This window comes from Halococcus hamelinensis 100A6, assembly GCF_000336675.1.
Taxonomy (GTDB): Archaea; Halobacteriota; Halobacteria; order Halobacteriales; family Halococcaceae; genus Halococcus; species Halococcus hamelinensis.
Map to the genome: position 1 here is coordinate 15,799 of NZ_AOMB01000032.1, position 20,707 is coordinate 36,505.

A 20,707-nucleotide genomic window follows, 5' to 3' on the forward strand; every position below is an offset into this window, starting at 1 on the left:
TTACAACGGTACACGGCGAGGTGCTCTCATGTCGTTCGAGGCAACTATCACGTCGATCCATCGGATGACGCCCCGGGTGAAGCAGTTCGTCGTCGAGCGCGACGAGCCCTTCGAGTTCGAACCCGGCGAGCACACCAACGTCGAGTTCGAGCAAGAGGACCCCGACGAGGACGAGGACGCGGAGGTCTCGCGACCCTACACCGCGACCAACACGCCGGGCAACGACGCGATCACCCTCGCGATCAAACGCTACGACGACGGCACCGCCTCGGTCTACATGCACGACCGCGAACCCGGCGACACTATCACGCTCGCCGAGTTCCACGGCGAGCTCACCCTCCGGGACACCGACGAGGACGTCGTCTTCGTCTCCACGGGGACGGGCATCACCCCGATGATGGCGATGCTGAAGGAGTATCTGGAGGAGGGCACCGGCGAAGCCCACTTCCTCTACGGCGAGAAGAGCCAGGAGAACCTCATGTACCGCGAGACGCTCGACCAGCTCGCGAGCGAACACGGGAACCTCTCGCTCACCTTCTCGCTCTCCGAGGAGGACTGGGACGGACGCACCGGCCACGTCCAGGACCACGTCGAGGACGTGCTCGACGACCTCGACAGGCACTTCTACGTCTGCGGGGTGCCCCAGATGGTCGTCGACACGAAGGACCACCTCGACGACCTCGACGTCCCCGAGGATCGGGTCTTCTCCGAGGGCTGGGAGGACGGCGAGGTCGAGGACTGAGAGCGCTCGAACGCAGGTCTATCGGTCCCGGTCCACCGTCTCGTTGGGCATCGTCCGCGCCCCCGTCGAGAGCACGACGCCCGGATGGAGCGCCGTGTGGATGCCGGTCTTCGCGCCGTCGCCGACCACGACGCCGTACTTCCTTCGTCCCGTCGAGACCCGCTCGCCCTTCACCGTCTGTTTGACAGGTTTATCGTCGTGACGGAGGTTCGCGACCGTCGTCCCCGCCCCGAGGTTGACCTCGCGGCCGAGCAGGCTGTCGCCGACGTACGAGAGGTGGGGGACGTGGGTCTCGGCCATCACGACCGAGTTCTTGATCTCGACGGAGTGGCCGACTCGAACCCGTTCGCCGAGCAGCGTCGCGCCCCGAACGTAGGCGTTCGGGCCGACGTGGGCCCCCGACCGGATCATGGCTGGACCCTCGACCACCACGCCGGGTTCGATCGCCGCGCCCTCCTCGACCACGACCGGCCCGCGTAGCTCCGCGCGTTCGCTGACGTCACCCTCGACGCGTCGTTCGAGGTCGGCGAGCTTCCACTCGTTGGCCGTCAGGAGTTCCCACGGCCTGCCGACGCCCATCCAGCGGTCGAGCGGGGTGTAGGAGACTTCGTACTCGGCGAACACCCTATCGAGGACATCGGTGAGTTCGTACTCGCCGCGGGCGCTCTTCTCGACGTCGAGCCACTCGCGGGCCTCGCCCGGCAGCACGCACGCGCCCGCGCTCACGAGGTCCGTCTCGGGTTCGTCTGGCTTCTCGGTGACACCCACCACTCGGTCGCCGTCGGTGTCGAGCACGCCGTAGTTCGAGGGGTTCTCGGCGCGGTAGGCCGCGATCCCGGGACGGGAGGCGAACAGCTGTTCGATGCTCGCGGGGTCGTAGAGGTCGTCACCGTAGAGCACCGCGAACTCGCCGTCGAGGTGTTCGCGCGCCGCCCGGACGGCGTGGGCGGTTCCCAGCTGCTCGTCCTGGGTGGCGTACGCGACCGGCACGCCACGGTACTCCTCGCCGAAGTGCTCGCGCACCGCGTCGGCCTCGTAGCCGACCACGAAGACCAGTTCGTCGGTCCCGGCCGCGACCGCGGCGTCGGCGGTGTGGGCGCACAGCGGGCGGTCGGCCACCGGGAGCATCGGTTTCGGGGTGTGGGCGGTGAGCGGTCGCATCCGGGTGCCTTCGCCGGCCGCGAGCACGATGGTCTGCATACCGCGGCCGACTCGCGGGCGGGAAATAGTCCTACCGCTCCGTCGTCGGCGGGGAGCGCCCGGTCCGTCGTTACCCATCGGGTCCCCTCAGCGCTGTGTCGAATGTGACGGAATACGGCGCGAAAGCGATCAGGCATCCAGACGAAAGGGAATATTTTAAGCGTAGCGTCTTCGAGGGGCGTCGTATAATGCGAGAAGCATTCACGATGTGGCGCGACACCCGAATGATAATGCTGGTCGCGGTGGTGGCGGCGGTCTACGCCGCGATCCTGGTCCCCTTCAAGGCGTTTCAGATCATCCCGGGGTTCGTCAGCGTTCGACCCGCGAACGTGTTCCCGGTGATCTTCGGGCTGATGTTCGGTCCCGCGGCGGCGTGGGGGTCGGCGATCGGCAACCTGATCGGCGATATCTTCGGCGGGACGCTCTCGCCGGGGAGCATCTTCGGGTTCGTCGGCAACTTCTTCTATGCGATGGTCGGCTACAAGCTCTGGGGGAGCCTCGGGCCGCTGTCGAGCGGCAACGAACCGGACTTCCGCTCGAACACCGGCACGCAGCTCGCCGAGTACGTCGTCATCGCGGCAGTCGCCTCGGCGCTCACCGCGTCGACCATCGCGTGGGGGCTCGACACCCTCGGCCTCGCGCCCTTCCCGGCGATCAGTATCTCGATCGGCGTCAACAACTTCCTCACGTCCGCGATCCTCGGGCCAATCTTGCTCTTCTTGCTCTGGGGACGGGTCAAGGACCTCGGCCTCCTCTACCCCGACGTGATGCGAAGCGAGGACCTCCCGGACGTGGGCACCTCGCGAACACAGCTCGCCGCCTACGGGTTCCTCGTCGTCGCGTTCGTTTGGATCGCGGTCGGGACGTTCGTCGCACCTCCGGGATCGACCTTCCAGCTGGTGCTCGGCGCGGTCGGGCTCGTTCTCGCGTTCGCCCTCGCGGCGGTCTCGGGCGAACGGCTCTCGTCGATCGTGAGTTAAAAAATTGCGTTTAACCGTGTGGGAAGCGAGCCACTCATAAGAATGGGAGAAGCGACCGACGAAACCGACCCCGCAGCCCGGCTCGAAGACGTGGTCTTCGCCTACGAGCAGGGCGTGGACCTGCCGGCCGCCGCGACCTTCGCCGACGATTCGGCACCGGACCCCGACGAACGCGGCGGGCCGGTGCTTCGCGGGACGAGCCTCGACTTCGCTCCCGGCTCGTTCACCGTCGTGATGGGCGCGAGCGGCGGCGGGAAGTCCACCCTCCTCCGGACCCTCAACTCGATCATCCCGGACTTCATCACGGGCTCGTTCTCGGGGGAGGTCACGGTGCTCGGGCGCGACGCCACCGAGGCGCGCGTCAGCGAGATGGCCGAAGTGGTCGGCATGGTGCTCCAGGACTACGAGGACCAGCTCTTCGGGACGAGCATCTCGGCGGAGGTGGCGTTCGGGCCCGAGAACCTCGCGGTCCCGTCCGAGGAGATCGGCGGCCGGATCGAGCACTCGCTCGACCTGATGGGGCTCGCCGACCTCGACCGCCGCCGCTCGCCCGACACCCTCTCGGGCGGGCAGAAACAGCGCCTCGTCTTCGCCGGCGTGATGGCGAATCACCCGGACCTCCTGTTGCTCGACGAACCCACGAGTGATCTGGACCCCGGCGGCAGCCGCGACACCCTCTCGGTGGTCCGCTCGCTCGCCGACGGCGCGGGCGAGGAAGGCGGACCGAACGACATCGTCCTCGTCACCCACAAGATCGAGGAGGCGCTGCTCGCCGACCGGGCGGTGCTCCTCCGGGGCGGCCGGGTCTTCCGCCACGGAACCGCACGCGAGGTGTTCACCGACCCCGAGGCGCTCCGCGAGGCACGCGTCGGCGTCCCCGCCGTCGTCGAGGTGTTCGACCGGCTCGGCTGGGACGACGACCTCCCGCTGACGGTCGAGGAAGGGATCGAGTGTGTCGCCGAGAGCCCTCTCGAATGGAGTCCGCCCGGGACCCGCGACGGGTCGAGCTCGGACGCGCCGGCCGGCACCGGCGGCTCCCTCGGCGACCCGGTCTTCGAGTTCGACGACCTCGTCCACACCTACGACACCGACCAGGGCGTCGTCCGGGCGGTCGACGGCGTGGACCTCACGGTCCGCGAGGGCGAGGTGGTCGCCATCGTCGGCCACAACGGCAGCGGGAAGACCACCCTCGCGAAGCACTTCAACGGCCTGCTCGCGCCGGATTCGGGGAGCGCGAGGTGGCGCGACCGCGACGTATCGGACCTCTCGATGGGCGAGGTCGGGCGGTCGGTCGGCTACGTCTTCCAGAACCCCGACCACCAGATCTTCGCGACCTCGGTGGCCGAGGAGGTCCGGTTCGGCCCCGAGAACTTCGGGCTGGAGGGCGAGGAGCTCGACCGGCGGGTCGAGCGCGCGATCGAGACCGTCGAGCTCGACGGGCTGGAGGAGGCCGACCCGTTCAGCCTCTCGAAGGGCCAACGTCAGCGGGTCGCGCTCGCGAGCATCCTCGCCACCGACCCCGAGGTCATCGTCTTCGACGAACCCACGACGGGGCTCGACGCCACCCAACAACGCCAGTTCCTCGACCTCGCGGCTCGATTGAACCGCGAGGAGGGGCTCACGCTGGTGATGGTGACCCACAGCATGAGTACGGTGGCGCGGTACGCCCCCCGAACGGTGGTGATGGCCGACGGCGAGAAGGTCGCCGACCGCCCGACCCGGGAGCTGTTCGCCGACGCCGACGCGCTCGAACGCTGGGAGCTCAAGTCCCCGCAGCCGGTCGCGCTCTCGAACCGGCTCGCGGGGGAGGGCGACCTGCCGGCGCTCTCGGTCGACGAGGTGGTGGCCGGGCTCGGCGGCGAGGACACGGTCCCGGCCGATAGCACGCCACGGGGTGCGGCGAACGACGGGGGTCTCGGATGAGCGGCTCGACCTCGCTCTACGTCGACAAACCCACGATATTTCACCGGTTGACGGCCCGCTCGAAGCTCGCGCTGCTGGTCGGCGTGCTCACGACCGCCTACGTCTTCGGGAACCCCGTCGTGGTCGCCGTCCCGCTGGTCGCGCTGTTCGTCGCGCTGGTGTACGCCGGCGGGTGGCGCAACGTCAAGCGCCTCTCGTTCGTGATCGTCGCGGTGTTCCTCGTCGGGTTCGTGCTCTGGCCGGCGTTCACCCCGCCCGGCGACACCGTCGTGTTCCGGACCCCGTGGTTCGCCGTCACGACCTACGAACTCCTGTTCGCGCTCGGGCGGAGCGAACGCATCGTGGCGTTCATCCTCGGCGGCCTGCTGTTCATCACCACGACCTCGAACGAGGAGATCGTCACCGGCCTCCGCTCGCTGGGGCTCCCCTACGCCTTCTGCTTCGCGGTCGGCACCGCCCTCCGGCTGTTTCCGACCTTCCTCGGCGCGACCGGCACCGTCCGGCAGGCCCAGGCCGCCCGCGGCCACGAGGTGAGCGGGGCGAACCCGATCGAGCGATTCCGGGCCTACATCCCGCTCATCGTCCCGGTGTTCATGACCGCGGTCCGGTCGGTCCAGACCCAGGCGATGGCGCTCGAAGCCCGCGGGTTCGACCCGCGACGCGACCGGACGTTCTACGACAAACCGACGTTCGGCACCGTCGACTGGGCGGTCGTCGTCGTGGGGCTCGTGCTGGTGGTCGGGTCGGTCTGGCTCTCCTTTCAGGGCTACGGCCAGGTCTAACCCCGCTCGAAGAACCGTCGGACCGGGGCGAATCCGGCGTCGTCAGACGTCGGCGTCCGCGAGCAGCTCCTCGGCGGTCGCGACCACGTCGGTGGCGTCGCGGAGGCGGTCGTCCCCGAGCAGGAGCCGGAGCCGCGGCCGGCCCACGTCGATCGGGACCTTCTCGGTGTCGATCAGCCCGGCGTCCTCGAACTGGGTCTTCTTCCGCGAGAAGGTCGCGCGGCTGGCGAGGCCGACGCTCTCGCCCCACGTGCTGAGGTTGTAGAGGAGCACCTCGTTCTTCGCCGCGGCGAGCAGGGCGATGTCCACCTCGTCGAGACCGCCCGAGGCGTCGTCGTGGGCGAGCGAGGCGCGCATCCGCTCGAAATCCGCCGTGGTTTCGGGGCCGAACTCCTCGTCCATGGTCTCGCGGACGCGTGAGAGCGGCGGGGTTCGGAGGGTGAACGGATCGGCGTTCTCCCAGCACGCGGTGTACTCCTGCCGGGCGGTCGCGACGAACGTCTCGTCGTCGGTGCTCAGGATCGCGCTCCGGCTCTCGGTCGAGACGACCGACACCACCTCGTCGTCGGTCAGCACGAGCGGCCCGTCGAAGAGGTCCGCCGAGACACCCAGCGAGACCACGTCGGCGGCGACGAAGTCCGCGAGGGTCGCCGCGTCGGTGAAGTCGCGCACGAACGCCTTCAGCACCGACTCGGCCGCGAGCAGGCGTATCGTGGGCGGGTCGGCGTGGTCGTCGAGGGCGTCGAGGAGGCCGTCGATGACCGTCGGCGACGGGCCGACCACGAGTATCGTGTCCGAGCGGCCGTCCAGCAGGGCGTGACAGACCTCGGTGACGTTTCTTTCGGTCCGGACCGACTGTGTTGCGAACGTCATCTACATAGCACAACGCGGGTCGCTATTGTAACGAATACCACTAGGTACCTAGGTCGGGCCAGGACGATCGGGATGGGTCCACGACCGGGCCGGATCCGGGGTCGGGTCGGCTCAGTGGAGTTTGAGTTCGACCCGGCGGCCGTCGGGGTCGCGGACGTAGGCCGCCCAATCGCGACCGTAGGCCCCGAGCCGCTCGTGGGGTTCGCCCGACTCGACCGTCACGCCCGCCTCGCGGAGCTCGTCGAGCAGCGTCGTCATCGCCTCGCGGGTGTCTGTTTCGTCGGAGCGGAGCAACAGGCAGACGTGTTCGCCGTCGACGTCGAAGGGCTCGTCGGTCGGCACGAGGTGGAGGTGTCGGCCGCCGGCGGCGACCGCCACGAACGGGACCTCGTCGCGTTCGAAGGCGTCCCGGTCCCGAACGGAAAGACCGAGTACGTCGTGATAGAACGCGAGCGCGTCGTCGAGGTCGCCGACGCGGAGCGCGACGTGGTCGAGGTCGACGGGTTCGAAGGCCATGCTCGACGGTCGGGTCGACGGACGAAAAGCGCTGTTGCCGTCCGCCGACGATGGGCTCGTCGACCCGCTCACTCGATGGTGAACGTGTCGGGGTCGCTCGCGACCTCGCTGACCCGGACCGCCGCCACGGTCCCCGCGACGTCGTGAACCCGCACGATGTCGGCACCGCGTTCGGCGGCCACCGCGCTCGCCGCCACCGTCGCCTGGAGGCGCTCGTCGGCGTCGCGCCCCACGAGGTCGAACATCGACTTGTGGGAGTGGCCGAACAGGACCGGACAGCCGAGCGCACGGAACTCGCCGAGCCGTCCGAGCATTGCGAAGCTTTCGCGACGGTCCTTCCCGAAGCCGACCCCCGGGTCGACGATGACGTTCTCGCGGTCGATACCCGCCCGTTCGGCGACGAGGACGGTCTCGCGGAGTTCGCGGAGCGTGTCCGCGACCACGTCGTCGTAGTCGACCTCGGTTCCGGGGTCGACCGGGGCGTCGATGCTGTGCATCACCACCACCGGGCAGTCGTACTCCGCGACCACGAACCGCATCTCGGGGTCGGCGAGCCCCGAGACGTCGTTCACGATGTCCGCACCGGCGTCGAGCGCCGCCCGCGCCACCGCGGCCTTCCGGGTGTCTATCGAGACCATGACATCGAGGTCCGCGAGGCGTTCGATGACGGGCACCACCCGGTCACACTCGTCGGCGACCGGGACCTCGTCCGCGCCGGGTCGGGTGCTCTCGCCGCCGACGTCGACGATGTCCACGTCGTCCGCCATCATCTCCTCGGCGCGCGCGACGGCGCGCTCGGTGGTCTCGAACTCGCCGCCGTCGTGGAAGCTGTCGGGGGTGACGTTCAAGATTCCCATCACCGCCGTTCGGTCGTCCCACGGGTAGCCCCGGTCCCGGTCCCCGTCATCGAGCGAGAGCGCCGACGAGATCCCGTCGGCCAGCGGTCCGAGGCCGTAGGGCTGGGCGTCGAGCTTCCGGGTGAGCCGCTTGAACTGCGCGAGGGTGCCCATCAGGAGGACGTCGAGGAACTCCTCGTCCTGGTCGTTGAGCCCCGAGATCGCACACTCGCCACCGAGCGAGAGGAGCTCCTCCTTCAGGTACTGGGCCTGCCGCGGTCGAACACGGGTCTTCAGAGTTCGATGGACGGCTTTCCCGCGCATCCGGTAGACGCCGGGTTCGGTGACGTGGGCCTCCCGGAGCGCCTGCCGGGCGTCGGCCACGTCGTCGACGGCTTTGGGAACGTCGAGCCGGCTCCAGCGGGTTCTGGCCTCCCGGACGGTGTAGAGCGAGCCACAGACCAGCACGCAGTCGTCGGGGTCCGCCCGCGCGAGCGCGTTCGCGAGCGCGTCGGTGACGTCGCTAGTCGTTTCGACTTCGAGCCCAGTGACGTCCTCGACGACCGCCGCGAGCACCGCGTTGTCCTCGGCCCGGTCGATGTCGGGACGGCAGGCCACGACGCTGTCGGGGATCGGGAGCGCCTCGACCATCCCCCGGTGGTCCTTGTCGGCGAGCGCGCCGAACACGAGGTGGAGGTCGTCGTAGTCGAACTCGTCCAGCGTCCCCGCGAGCCGCTCGCACGCACCGGGGTTGTGCGCCCCGTCGAGCACCGCCAGGGGCTCGCGTTCCATGACCTCGAACCGGCCGGGCCAGTGGGCCGTCCGAAGACCGCGTTCGATGGTCTCCGTGGGAAGGTCGACGTCGAGCGCGGACGAGACCTGCCTCGCGAGCACCGTCGCGACGCCGGCGTTGTCGGCCTGGTGTGTGCCGACCAGCGGAACGGCCGTCTCGACGCGCCAGTCCGACCCGGACAGCCACACGCGGCTCTCGACCCCCGTTCGGCCGCCGTAGGACACCTCGACGGCCCCGCTATCGCCGACCCGAACCACCTCGCCGGCCTGTGCCTCGATCCCCGCGAGCGCGTCGCCGTCGGCGGCGGTCACGAGCCGGCCGTCGGCGGGTGCGACGTGGGCCAGGTCGCGGCCGATCGCCTCGACGGTGTCGCCGAGGACGTCGGTGTGTTCGAGCGTCACGCTGGTCACCGCGCTCGCGACCGGGTCGGTCACGCTGGTGGCGTCGTAGCGCCCGCCGATGCCGACTTCGAGGACCGCGACGTCGACCTCGTTTCGCGCGAACGCCCAGAGCGCGAGCCCCGTGACCGCCTCGAAGAAGGTGGGCGATGCCCCCGTAGCCGCGCGGTCGAGGATATACGGGCGGACGGTCTCGACGTACTCCGTAAGCGCGCGCTCGGTCACTCGGCGGCCGTTTATCCGGATCCGCTCGCGGACCGAGTCGAGGTGGGGTGAGGTGTAGAGACCGACGTCGAGCCCCGCCTCGCGGAGGACCGATTCGGTCATCCTGGCGGTGCTCCCCTTGCCGTTCGAGCCGGCGACCTGGACCACGGTCAGGTCCTTGTGGGGGTCGCCGAGGTGGTCGAGCAGGGACTCGGTGGCCGCGAGCCCCGGTCTCGGGGGGTAGCGGCGAAGCCCGAAGAGGAAGTTCGCCGCGTCGTGGAACTCCATATCCGAACCGCGTTCGACGCGGGTTTGAGGTTATCGGAGTTTCGGACCCCTTCGGGTCGCTATCGGAACTCGGCGAGCGCTTCGGCGGCCCGGCGCGCGGCCTCGTCGGGGTTCGCGGTGTGGGTGTAGAGTTCGAGCGTGGCGAACCCGTCGTAGCCGACGTCGTCGAGCGCGTCGAACATCGCCCGGAAGTCGAGGTCGCCGTCGCCCGGCACCAGGTGGTAGTGCTTGCCACGTCGTCCGCCGGCGATGTCTTCGAGGTGGACACCCGTGATGTGACCCGCACACTGGCGGATCGCCTCGGCCGGGTCCTCGCCGTAGACCGCCGCGTGGCCCAGGTCGAGGTTGACGCCGAGCGAATCCCGGCCCACGTCGCCGATCAGCGCGAGGACTTCGTCGGTACACTCGACGAGGAGTTCGGGTTCGTACTCGATCCCGACCCGGACGTCGTGTTCCTCGGCGTGGTCGAGGATCGTGTGGAGCGAGTTCTCGAGATACTCGTGGGCTTGTTCCGGCGGGTTGTTGGCGAGCGGGCGGCCGGTGCCGACGCTGACCGCGGGCGCGTCCACGGCGTCGGCGAACTCGATGGCGCGTTTCGTGTACTCGATCCGCCACTCGCGGTCCTCGTCGTCGGCGGTGACGATGCTCGGGTCGAAGAACGAGGACGGCGGCGCGTCGTCGTAGTAGCCCGTCGCGGTGTTGGCGTTGACGCTCGACACGTCCAATCCCGTGTCGTCGAGCGCCGCGAGCGTTGCCTCGCGGTCGCGTTCGGAGAACTCGGGGAAGAAGGCGTGCGGCGTGTCGGCGAGGAGTTCGACGCCGTCGTAGCCGTGGCCGGCGATGCGGTCGATCGCTTCGGGGAGCGGGTGGCGGGTGTAGGCGTTCGTCGAGAACGCGAGGTCGACCATGGTCCCACGACGGCCGTGGTCTTCAAACGCCTTCCGAGACGGACACGACCTACGAGACGTCGAACAGTCGCGAGAACCCGACGGCCGGCACCAGAAACGCGAACGCGACGAGCGCCCACGGAACCCCCGCGACCGCCGCGAACGCCGCGTCGAGGACGACGAGCGCGAGCACGCAGGTCCCGACCGCCGGGCCGACGGTGTCCGGTCGGGGTGTCGCGTAGGCCTCCCCGATCGCCCGTCCGGTCCACGCGAAGAAGCCGGCGACGAGCGCGACCGCGAGGAGGGTCTCGACGAGCGGCGGCCGAACGACCCCGACCAGCGCGAAAACCGCGGCCCCGCCGAGAACGACCCCGCCCGCCGCGCCCGCTACGACGCCCCGCTCGGTGGTGGTGGCCTCGTTCGCCGCCATCCTCGTGACGAGCGCGATGTAGACGACCACGACCAGCGGGACGAACACGACCCAGGTCGGTAGCCGAAAGCCGCCCGCTGCGAATCCGAGTACGACATCGAGGCCGCGTGCGACCCCCATCGCGAGGAAACCAACACCAGTTCCCTTCAGCCAGCCGTCGTAGGCGAGCACGACGCCGGCGAGCGCCGCGGCGACCAGTCCAGCCCGCGGACCGGCTGCGAGAAAGCCGACGAGAACCCCGGCCACGAGCAAGCCACCGCCGAGCGCGCCCGCCCGCGACCGCGGGACCCGTCCGCTGGGGATCGGGCGCTCGGGGCGTTCCCGCGAATCGACCGGCGCGTCGAAGTAGTCGTTGAGCGTCGTCCCGCCGGCATACAGGAGGACCGAAGCGACTGCGAGGCCGGCGAGCGCCGGTATCGACACCGCCCCGCCGCTCGCGGCGACGAGCGCCGCGCCGAGCATCACGTCGGGCGGGGCGCTGAAGAGGTTCGGCAGCCGGACCAGACTCGCGTAGGCCTCGAACCGGTCCCGAAGGTCGCCGCGCGCCACCCCTCTCAGGCCCACCCGTGGGTTTCGAGGTAGGCCATCGCGTCCTCGACCGTCTCTGCCGCCGTCTCCTCGTAGGGGTAGAGTTCGACCGTCACGAATTCCTCGTACCCCGCGTCGTCGAGCGCACCGAGGAAGCCGTCGATGTCCATCGCGCCCTCGCCGAGCTGGGTGTGTTCGTGCCGGCGGTCCTCGGGAATGTCCTCGAGGTGGACGTGGTCGACGTACTCCGAGAGGGTCTCGTACGCCGCGACCGGGTCCTCGCCCACGCTGAAGAGGTGGCCCGCGTCGAAGTTACAGCGAACCTGTGGATGACTGATCCGCTCGACGAATTCGAGGTACTCGTCGGCGGTCTCGATCAGGAGGTCGGGTTCGGGTTCGACGTGGAGGTCCACACCCACTTCCTCCGCGACGGGCAGGACTTCTTCGAGGCTCTCGACGAACGTTTCGAGCGCCCACTCGCGGGATTTCTCTTCCGGGATCGGGCCACCTGGCTCGATCGAGATGTAGTCGTGGTCGAGCGCCGCCGCGGTCCGGAGCGCGTCCTTCGTGTAGTCGATCCGGCGCTGGCGGTAGTCGGTGTCCGGCTCGATGTAGGAGGGGTGGTGAAAGCCCTCGATCGCGGTCAGCATGAACGCGTTACAGTTGCTGATCGCGAGGTCGTTCTCGGCGAGGGTTTCTTTGACTCTCTCGACCGTCTCCTCGTCGGTGTCGGGCGGGTAGAGGTGGGGCCGGTCGAACAGGAGTTCGACCCCGTCGTAACCCGCATCGGCGACGATCTCGATGGTCTCGTAGGGGTCGTACTCGCGGAACGCGTTGGCGGAGAACCCGAAGTTCATGGTCGCTCGTAGTCGAAGTTCGGCGACTGGTCGAAAAAGTCGTAGGGGTTGTCGAAGACGACTTTCTTCACGTCCTCGTGGTCCCAGCCACGGTCGAGCATCTTGTCCCGTGCTTTGGGTACCGCGAGGGGGTCCGAGGGATCCCAGTCGGCGGCGCTGTTGAACAGCATCTTGTCGGTGCCGTACTCTTCGAGGAGGTCGATCGCCGCCTCGTCCTCGATCTTCCCGGGGTAGAGCGTGAAGCCGACCCAGCAGTCGGTGGTGAGCGAGGTTTCGATGGTCTCCTCCGTGTTGTGGTCGATCACGATCCGCTCTTGGGTCACGCCCTCGTCCTCGATGACCTCCACGATCCGCTCGGTGCCCGAGGGTTTGTCGGTGTGTGGGGTGTGGATGATGACCGGGAGCTCGCGCTCGTCGGCCATCCGAAGTTGCTCGCGGAGCGCCCACTCTTCGTCGTCCGTCCCCTGGTCGAAGCCGATCTCGCCGACCCCGACGACGTTCTCGCGGTCGAGGTACTCGGGGATGCCTTCGAGCACCTCCTCGGCCATCTCGCGGTAGTTGGCCTCCTTGGGTTCGAGGCCGATGGTCACGTAATGACTCATCCCACCGGCGCGCTCGGCGCGTGCGGTCTCGAAGTCGATGATCTGCTCGAAGTAATCGAAGAACGATCCCGCGTGCTCCTTGTCGGTACCGCTCCAGAAGGCGGGTTCGATGCAGCACTCGACGCCGGCCATCCGCGCGCGCTGGTAGTCGTCGGCCGAGCGCGAGACCATGTGCATGTGCGGGTCGATGATCTCCATGCCCGGCGATCCGTTCGGACGGAGTTTATACCTGCTGAAAACGGGAAACGTGGTCTCAGCCGCCGAGGCGCGCTCTGATCGATTCGGTGGCCCTACGGATGCGCGAAGTACGCCACCGTGTCATCCGATCCCTGTCGGTCGATCCGGGCGAACCCGATCCGCTCGAACTGCACCACGTCGTCGGGGTCGTAGGAGCCAATACCGGGTTCGGCGTGACCCGCAACGTCGCCGTCCATCGTCCGGAGCGTGAGCGGGCGGTTCTCGTCCGCCGGAACCCAGTGAATCACCGAAACGTCCTCCTCGCGAACCACGTCGATGTCGGTACCGACGAACTCGAATTCGTCCCCACTGTGCCGAACACAGCCGTAGCCCTTCAACCAGACGCGCTCGCCCTCCTCAGGGAGGTCTTCGGGTTCGACGAGGACTCCCTCGTCGACGGGGATCTCACGAACACCGCGGTCGTCGTGGTCCGGGTGGACGGGCGGTTCGCCGGTCTCCGGTCCGCCGTGGAGGGGTTTCTCGACGCCGTCGCGAACGAAGAACGCGCGGTCGGCGTCGTCGTCGATCCGCTCGCGGTTCGCGGCGTAGACCGAACTCATCGCGAGGTCGACGTTCGAGGTCGAGGTGCCGAGGGCGACCATCGCGGCGGTTATCGCTTCGCCCTCGATACCGCGCCGGCGGAGGCTCGCGAGCGTGGGTGCGCGCGGGTCGTCCCAGCCGTCGAGCCTCCCCTCGTCGATGCGTTCTTTGATCGTCGAGGTGCTCATCTTCACGTCGTAGGCGTCGACCTGGACGTGGCCCCAGTGGACGACCTCGGGGTACTCCCAGTCGAAGTAGTCATAGAGGAAGCGCTGGCGCTTCGCGGAGTCCTGGAGGTCGATGCCGCGGATGATGTGGGTGATCCCGAACAGGTGGTCGTCGACCCCGCTCTGGAAGTCGAGCAGCGGCCAGCAGCGGTACTCGTCGGCCTCCGGGCGCGGGTGTGGTGTGTCGACCATCCGGAAGGCGACCCAGTCGCGGAGCGCGGGGTTCTTGTGGGTGATGTCGGTTCGCACTCGGAGGACCATCTCGCCCGCGCCGTACTCGCCGTCGACCATCGCCTCGAACTCCTCACGGGTCTGCTCCGTGGATTTCTCGCGGTGGGGACACGCCTCGCCCGCGTTCTTCAGGTCGGAGAATTCGCCGGCGGGACACGAGCAGGTGTAGGCCCCGCCCAACTCGATGAGTTCGCGGGCGTGCTCGTAGTAGGTCTCCATCCGGTCGGAGGCCTTGACCACCTCGTCGGGTTCGAAGCCGAGGTACTCGACGGCATCCACGATGGCGTCGTAGGCCGAGAGGTCCGGTCGTTTGGTCTCGGGGTCGGTGTCGTCGAACCGACAGAGCATCCAGCCGTCGTAACGTTCCTTGTAGGTCCCGATGACGGCGGGCATCCGACCGTGACCGAGGTGCCAGGGGCCGTTGGGGTTCGGCGCGAGTCGCATTCGCACGGTCGAGTCCTCGGCGTTCGGGAGGTCCGGGAGCGGGTGGTCGTCGCCCTCGTCGTCGGCTTCGAGTTCGGCGAGGAAGTCGGGCGCGACGACTTCGAGGCGTTTCTGTCGCCCCTCGGTGTCGAGTTCGTTGACCCGGGAGACCACCGGTGCGACGACTCCTGGGACTTCGTCGCCGTGTTCGCGGAAGTCGGGGTTCTCGCCCATCAGGGGACCGATGACCGCGCCGACGTCGGCGTCGCTGTCGTGTTTGACCGCGTTGAGCAGGGCGTGTTTTTCGGCCTCGTGCTCGACCCGCTCGCGGAGTTCGTCGTTCATTGCGCCCCGTTTCCCGCCCGCGACGAAAACTCGTCTGGTTGCCGACGGCCGCGGCGCGGCCGGCGGGTGCGGTGCGGTTCGCGGTGGCAGTGCGGTTGCGGTGGCGGTCGCCGCGTGCGGTGCGGTGGTGGCGGTGTCGCGGCCGTGGTGCGGTTGCGGTCCCTGGTGGATGAAGGGCGACGGCGCGAGCGAAGCGAGCGCCGGAGGGCTTCGGCGGTGCGGAGGCGGTGCTGTGTGGTTGCGGTAGCGGTGCCGAGCGGAAGGGTTAGTGACTGTGCCGTGAGCGAGTGAAACGAGCGAGCGGGCCAAGGAATCCCCGAGCGGAGCGAGGGGGTGACGTGGTTCGAGGGAGCGGAGCTCCCTCGTCATCACGAAACGGCTTCGCCGTTTCGAACGACAGGCTTTTGATCCACATTTTGCCAGGGAGCGAACGAAGTGAGCGACCGCAGCAAAAGGTGGGGAACCGACAGTGTTTCACTCCCGGCGACCCCAGCGAACACAATGAGTAAGGACGCCATCGAGGTCCGGGGAGCCGAAGAACACAACCTCAAAGACCTCGACGTCACCATCCCGCGCGACGCGTTCACGGTCGTCACCGGATTGTCGGGGTCCGGGAAGTCCTCGCTGGCCTTCGAGACCGTCTACGCGGAGGGGCAGCGTCGATATATCGAGTCGCTCTCCGCCTACGCGCGGAACTTCCTGGGCCAGATGGACAAACCGCAGGTCGAGACCGTCGAAGGGCTCTCGCCTGCGATCTCGATCGACCAGAAGAACGCCGCCAACAACCCTCGTTCGACCGTCGGTACCGTCACCGAACTCCACGACTACCTCCGGCTGCTCTACGCCCGCGTCGGCGTGCCCCACTGTCCCGACTGCGGGCGCGAGGTCGGCGAGCAGTCCGCCCAGCAGATGGTCCGACGGATCCTCGAACTGCCCGAGGGAACGCGGGCGAAGGTGGCCGCGCCGGTCATCCGCGACCAGAAGGGGGCCTTCGAGGACCTCTTCGACGACCTCGTGAGCGAGGGCTACTCGCGGGTCGAGGTCGACGGCGAGAGCTACGACCTCGCGACGAATCGGCCCGAACTCGACGAGAACTACGACCACACCGTCGACGTGGTGGTCGACCGGGTGAAGATCAGCGAGGACGCCCGGTCCCGGATCACCGACAGCGTCGAGACGGCGCTCGAAGAGGCCGATGGCGTCCTCAAAGTCATCCTGCCCGACCCGCCGGCGGACGCCGACCTCGGCGGGGCCGTGGCGCGCGCGACGGGCGACCTCGCAGGCGAGGGCGACGACCGTGCGGTGGTCGAGTTCTCCGAGGCCCTCGCGTGTACCCACTGTGGGATCGACATCTCCGAGATCGAGACCCGGAGTTTCTCGTTCAACAGCCCGCACGGGGCGTGTCCCGAGTGTGAGGGGATCGGCGAGACCAAGGAGGTCGACGAGAACCTCGTCGTGCAGGACCCGGAGAAGCCCCTCAAAGAGGTCTTCGAACCCTGGAGCTACTCCCGGTCGTACTACCAAACTCGATTGGACGCCGTCTCGGACCACTTCGGCGTCTCCCTCAGTACGCCCTTCGAGGACCTCGACCCCGACGTTCGAGAGGCGTTCCTGTATGGGACCTCCGAAAAGGTCGTCTTCGAGAGCCGGACGCGGAACGGCACGCGGCGCAAGGAGAAACGCTTCGAGGGCGTGATCCCGAACCTCGACCGCCGCTACGTCGAGACCGAGAGCCAGAGCACGCGCGAGCACATCGAGAAGTACATGGCCGTCACCACGTGCCCGGCCTGTGAGGGGACCCGTCTCAAGCCCGAGAGCCGCGCGGTGCTCGTCGACGACACCCCGATCACCGAAGTCAACCGGATGTCCATCGGGGACGCTCTGGCGCACTTCGAGGGGATGGAGGACGGCATGTCCGACCGCGACCGCACCATCGCCGAGGAGATCCTGAAGGAGATCCGTTCGCGGCTCGGGTTCATGTGCGAGGTCGGCCTCGAATACCTCACCCTCGACCGCCAGGCCGCCACGCTCTCCGGCGGGGAAAACCAGCGGATCCGGCTCGCGACCCAGATCGGCTCCGGGCTGGTGGGCGTGCTCTACGTGCTCGACGAGCCCTCGATCGGGCTCCACCAGCGCGACAACGACCGCCTCCTCAACACCCTCGAAGAGCTCCGCGACATCGGCAACACCCTCCTCGTGGTCGAACATGACGAGGCCACGATGCGCCGGGCCGACGAGGTCATCGACATGGGTCCCGGCCCCGGCAAGCGCGGTGGCGAGGTGGTCGCCCAGGGCACCGTCGAGGAGATCGAGCAGGTCGAGGGATCCATCACGGGCGAGTACCTCTCCGGGCGGCGGGCGATCCCCGTACCCGAGGAGCGCCGCGAACCCCAGGGCGAGATCCGGATCCGCGGCGCGCGCGAACACAACCTCGCGAACCTCGACGTCTCGATCCCGACCGGCTGTTTCACCGCGATCACAGGAGTGTCGGGCTCCGGGAAGTCCACACTGATGCACGACGTGCTCTATAAGGGCCTCGTCCGCGAGATGAACGACAACCGGACTGTGGACCCCGGCGAGCACGACGCCATCGAACACGAGGACATCGAGACCGCGAGGCTGATCGACCAGTCGCCGATCGGTCGCACGCCGCGTTCGAACCCCGCGACCTACACCGGCGTGTTCGACCACGTCCGCGAGCGGTTCGCGAGCACCAACCTCGCCAAACAGCGCGGCTACGAGAAAGGTCGCTTCTCCTTCAACGTCAAGGGCGGGCGGTGTGAGGCCTGTGGCGGCCAGGGCACCGTCAAGATCGAGATGAACTTCCTCTCGGACGTCCACGTGCCCTGCGAGGAGTGCGGCGGCGCGCGCTACAACGACGAGACCCTCGAAGTCGAGTTCAAGGGCAAGACCATCGCGGACGTGCTGGACATGAGCGTCGAGGAGGCCTACGAGTTCTTCGAGGCCGACACCCGACTCAAGCGCCGGCTCCAGCTCCTCCGCGACGTCGGCCTCGACTACATGCGCCTCGGCCAGCCCTCGACCACCCTTTCGGGGGGTGAGGCCCAGCGCGTCAAGCTCGCCGAGGAGCTCGGCAAGAAACAGACCGGCGACACCCTCTATCTCCTCGACGAACCCACCACGGGGCTCCACTCGGCCGACGAACGCAAACTCATCGGAGTGCTCCAGCGCCTCGTCGACAACGGCAACACCGTCGTCGTGATCGAACACGAACTCGACCTCGTCAAGAACGCCGACCACGTCATCGACCTCGGCCCCGAGGGCGGCGAACACGGTGGCGAGGTCGTCGCGGCCGACAGCCCGGAGGCCATCGCCCACAACGACGACTCCCACACCGGGCGCTACCTCAGGGACCTCCTCCCGACCGTGGAACTCGACGGACCCCGTTCGGACCGCCGCGTCAGCGCGGCGGGCGACGACTAGCCGGAACGAACCGGCTCACGACCCGCCGTTGCGGGCCCGCCAGAACCACCGCGAGAGCCGCGACCGAAGGTCGAGCCGGCGTTTCGCCATGATGACCGTGCCATCGGCCTCCAGCCCGACGGCTTCCGGGATCGCCCCGAACACCAGCCGCTGGAGGAGCCCCTCGCGGCTCGCCCCCACGACCGTGACGTCGTGGTCGGCCGAGAGCGAGACGATCGTCGGGACGACCTCGTTCCCCTCGACCACGTCGGTTTCGACGACCTCCGGCTCGACGAGGGCGGCCGTGGTCTCGACGGTACGTTCGGCTCGCTCCCGGTCGTCCGCGGACGCGCCCGGTGGCACGACCGAGACCACGCGAACGCGGGCGTCGTTCGCTTTCGCGAGGGCGTCGGCGACCTCGGCGGCGTACTCGGCGTGCGGGCCGCCCGCGGTGGGAACGAGGATCGACCCGACCGCGGTCGGCGGGCCGATCCGCTCGACGAGGACGTCACACGGTGCGTCGGTGGCGACCCGGTCGACGTTGCTCCCGAGCACGAAATCCCGGCGACGGCTCCGTCCGCGCCAGCCCAGCAGTATCTCGTCGACGTCGTCTTCCTCGGCCGTCGCGATGACCGCTTCGGCGACGTCGTGGCCGATCCTCACCGTCCCCCCGGCGGGAACCCCCGCCGCTTCGGCGGTCCCGATCGCGTCTTCGAGGTGCTCACGCTTCGTATCGACGAACTGTCGCCCCTCCTCGACCGGGGTCTGACGGGGCACCGTGACGACGCTCATCACCCGGATCTCGGCGTCGCGTTCGCGTGCGAGGTCAATCGCGGTTCGGAGGAGCCGGTCGGTCGTCTCGGGGTTGGCGAGCGGCACGAGGATCCGCCGCTCGCGCTCCTCGGGGGTCTCCTCCGCGAGCACCGTCGGGGTCTCCGCCTCGCGCTCTTCGGCCCGTTTGCCCTTCGAGTAGCCGTAGAACACCGCGAGGCCGAGGACCATCCAGACGGCGGTGACGGCGAGCGCGACGAGCCCCTCGTTGCTGGTGCCGATCCCGGCCGCTTCGAGACCGAGTTCGTAGATCAGGAAGGGCAAGAGCACGACCTGCGCGACGATCCCGACCAGCGCGGGCCAGGGCATGAACGGCACCGTGAAGGTGCGCTCCAGGTCCGGGTGGGTGGTCCGCATCCGTATCAGCGCCCAGTTGACCTGGACGAAGAGCAGGATGAACATGATGTCGGCCGAGGCCGCGACGCTCTCGATCGGGAGCGTGACCGACATCGCCACGATCAGCACCGTCGAGAGCAGGATGGCGATGTGGGGCGTGCGGCGCTCGGGGTGGATCCGCTCGAAGAACGCGGGGAGTTCCCGATTCCGTCCCATCGCGAACGACACCCGGCTCGACGAGTAGACGGTTGCGTTGAGCGCGCTCGACGTCGCCGCGATACCAGCGACGAGCAGGAGGAGCGCGCCGTAGGGCATGAACTGGTTGGCCGCCTCGACGATCCCCAGCTCCCCGAGGCCGCCGAGCGCCTGCCACGTCGGCGTGCCCGCGCTCACGCCCGCCATTCCCGCGATCTCCCGGGTGACGTCGATCCCGCCGATCACGACGAAGGCCACGAGGACGTAGATCGGGACGACGACCGCGAGCGAGTAGAACACCGCCTTCGGGACGTTCTTGCCGGGCTCTTTGACCTCCTCGCCGGACTGGACGATGATCTCGTAGCCCTCGAACGCGATGTAGGTGAAGCCCATCGCGCCGATGATCCCGAACACGCCGCCCGGTGCGAACGAGGGATTCGAGAGGAACTTCGCGGGCCAGTCGGGATTCGTGAAGGTGGCGTACGCACCGAAGACGATAAACAGCGCGAGGATGACGAGCTTGACCACCACGACCACCACCTCGGCGCGGCCCGTCTCCTCGGCTCCGCGGTAGTTGATGTAGCCGAAGCCGACCGCCATCAGCGCCGCCAGCAGGCGCTCGGCCAGCGAGTGGGTCAGGAAGCCGAAGAACACGAAGTCCTCGGTGAGCGGCGTCACGGTGACCAGGAACTCCGTGAAGTAGGTCCCGAAGGTTACGGCGTAGAGCGCGCACGCGACGGCGTGGGCGAACCAGCTCATCCATCCGGCGTAGAAGCCGTTGGGTTCGACGAGCGACTCCTCGACCCAGAGGTAGCCGCCGCCGGCCTCGGGGAACGCGCCACCGAGTTCGGCGTAGGACATCGCGGTGAACAGCGCCACGAACCCGTTGATCAGGAACGCCACCGTGAGCGCGGGCCCCGCGATCCCGGCGGCGAAGCCGGTGAGCGCGAAGATGCCCGCCCCGATCATCGCCCCGACCCCGATGAACGTGATGTCCGCGAGGCCCATGTCCCGCGAGAGCTCGGTCGCGACGCCGGCGTCGTCCCGCCCGTCCGCACTGGTTTCCGTCGGTCCTGTCAT

The 20,707-nt window shown here is 68.5% G+C and carries 15 protein-coding genes; 5 read left to right on the forward strand and 10 right to left on the reverse strand.

Features of this window, described 5'->3' with window-relative positions:
- Nucleotides 1-28 precede the first annotated feature (28 nt).
- Nucleotides 29-742, forward strand: a complete 714-nt coding sequence (locus C447_RS10685) for a ferredoxin--NADP reductase (protein ID WP_007693749.1) — start codon at nt 29-31, stop codon at nt 740-742.
- A gap of 18 nt (nt 743-760) precedes the next feature.
- On the opposite strand, the gene glmU is transcribed toward C447_RS10685, so the two are convergent.
- On the reverse strand, nt 761-1,942 hold the full coding sequence (gene glmU, locus C447_RS10690) for a bifunctional sugar-1-phosphate nucleotidylyltransferase/acetyltransferase (protein WP_007693752.1): 1,182 nt from the start codon (nt 1,940-1,942) through the stop codon (nt 761-763).
- A gap of 188 nt (nt 1,943-2,130) precedes the next feature.
- On the opposite strand from glmU, the gene C447_RS10695 reads away from it, so the two are divergent.
- The 3 genes from C447_RS10695 to C447_RS10705 are packed head-to-tail and all read left to right on the forward strand — an operon-like array spanning nt 2,131 to nt 5,627.
- The gene (locus C447_RS10695; protein ID WP_237713440.1) at nt 2,131-2,922 is read left to right on the forward strand and encodes a QueT transporter family protein; all 792 of its coding nucleotides are present in this window, start codon (nt 2,131-2,133) and stop codon (nt 2,920-2,922) included.
- 42 nt (nt 2,923-2,964) lie between these two features.
- Nucleotides 2,965-4,845, forward strand: a complete 1,881-nt coding sequence (locus C447_RS10700; RefSeq protein ID WP_007693755.1) for an ABC transporter ATP-binding protein — start codon at nt 2,965-2,967, stop codon at nt 4,843-4,845.
- Complete coding sequence (locus tag C447_RS10705) at nt 4,842-5,627, forward strand: energy-coupling factor transporter transmembrane component T family protein (protein WP_007693757.1); 786 nt, start codon at nt 4,842-4,844, stop codon at nt 5,625-5,627. The genes C447_RS10700 and C447_RS10705 overlap by 4 nt, the downstream gene beginning before the upstream one ends.
- A gap of 42 nt (nt 5,628-5,669) precedes the next feature.
- Here the strand turns inward: C447_RS10705 and tbsP are convergent, their stop codons facing one another.
- From tbsP to C447_RS10745, 8 genes are all read right to left on the reverse strand, one after another.
- Nucleotides 5,670-6,500: a transcriptional regulator TbsP gene (tbsP, locus tag C447_RS10710; RefSeq protein ID WP_007693759.1), complete on the reverse strand. Its 831-nt coding sequence runs from the start codon at nt 6,498-6,500 to the stop codon at nt 5,670-5,672.
- A gap of 111 nt (nt 6,501-6,611) precedes the next feature.
- On the reverse strand, nt 6,612-7,016 hold the full coding sequence (locus C447_RS10715) for a VOC family protein (protein ID WP_007693760.1): 405 nt from the start codon (nt 7,014-7,016) through the stop codon (nt 6,612-6,614).
- Nucleotides 7,017-7,084: 68 nt separating this feature from the next.
- On the reverse strand, nt 7,085-9,535 hold the full coding sequence (gene folP, locus C447_RS10720; protein WP_007693762.1) for a dihydropteroate synthase: 2,451 nt from the start codon (nt 9,533-9,535) through the stop codon (nt 7,085-7,087).
- A gap of 59 nt (nt 9,536-9,594) precedes the next feature.
- Nucleotides 9,595-10,443, reverse strand: coding sequence for a sugar phosphate isomerase/epimerase family protein (locus C447_RS10725; protein ID WP_007693764.1), 849 nt, complete (start codon nt 10,441-10,443; stop codon nt 9,595-9,597).
- 49 nt (nt 10,444-10,492) lie between these two features.
- On the reverse strand, nt 10,493-11,401 hold the full coding sequence (locus tag C447_RS10730; RefSeq protein ID WP_239639169.1) for a UbiA family prenyltransferase: 909 nt from the start codon (nt 11,399-11,401) through the stop codon (nt 10,493-10,495).
- Nucleotides 11,402-11,406: 5 nt separating this feature from the next.
- Nucleotides 11,407-12,237: a sugar phosphate isomerase/epimerase family protein gene (locus C447_RS10735; protein ID WP_007693768.1), complete on the reverse strand. Its 831-nt coding sequence runs from the start codon at nt 12,235-12,237 to the stop codon at nt 11,407-11,409.
- On the reverse strand, nt 12,234-13,037 hold the full coding sequence (locus C447_RS10740) for a TatD family hydrolase (RefSeq protein ID WP_007693770.1): 804 nt from the start codon (nt 13,035-13,037) through the stop codon (nt 12,234-12,236). The genes C447_RS10735 and C447_RS10740 overlap by 4 nt, the downstream gene beginning before the upstream one ends.
- 92 nt (nt 13,038-13,129) lie before the next feature.
- The gene (locus C447_RS10745) at nt 13,130-14,842 is read right to left on the reverse strand and encodes a glutamate--tRNA ligase (protein ID WP_007693772.1); all 1,713 of its coding nucleotides are present in this window, start codon (nt 14,840-14,842) and stop codon (nt 13,130-13,132) included.
- Between the two features lie 501 nt (nt 14,843-15,343).
- Here C447_RS10745 and uvrA point away from each other — a divergent pair.
- Nucleotides 15,344-18,286 carry an excinuclease ABC subunit UvrA gene (gene uvrA / locus C447_RS10750; protein ID WP_007693774.1) on the forward strand — a complete coding sequence of 981 codons (2,943 nt, stop codon included), beginning with the start codon at nt 15,344-15,346 and terminating at the stop codon, nt 18,284-18,286.
- Nucleotides 18,287-18,301: 15 nt separating this feature from the next.
- Here uvrA and C447_RS10755 read toward each other — a convergent pair whose 3' ends face one another.
- Nucleotides 18,302-20,707 carry an amino acid permease gene (locus tag C447_RS10755; protein ID WP_007693776.1) on the reverse strand — a complete coding sequence of 802 codons (2,406 nt, stop codon included), beginning with the start codon at nt 20,705-20,707 and terminating at the stop codon, nt 18,302-18,304.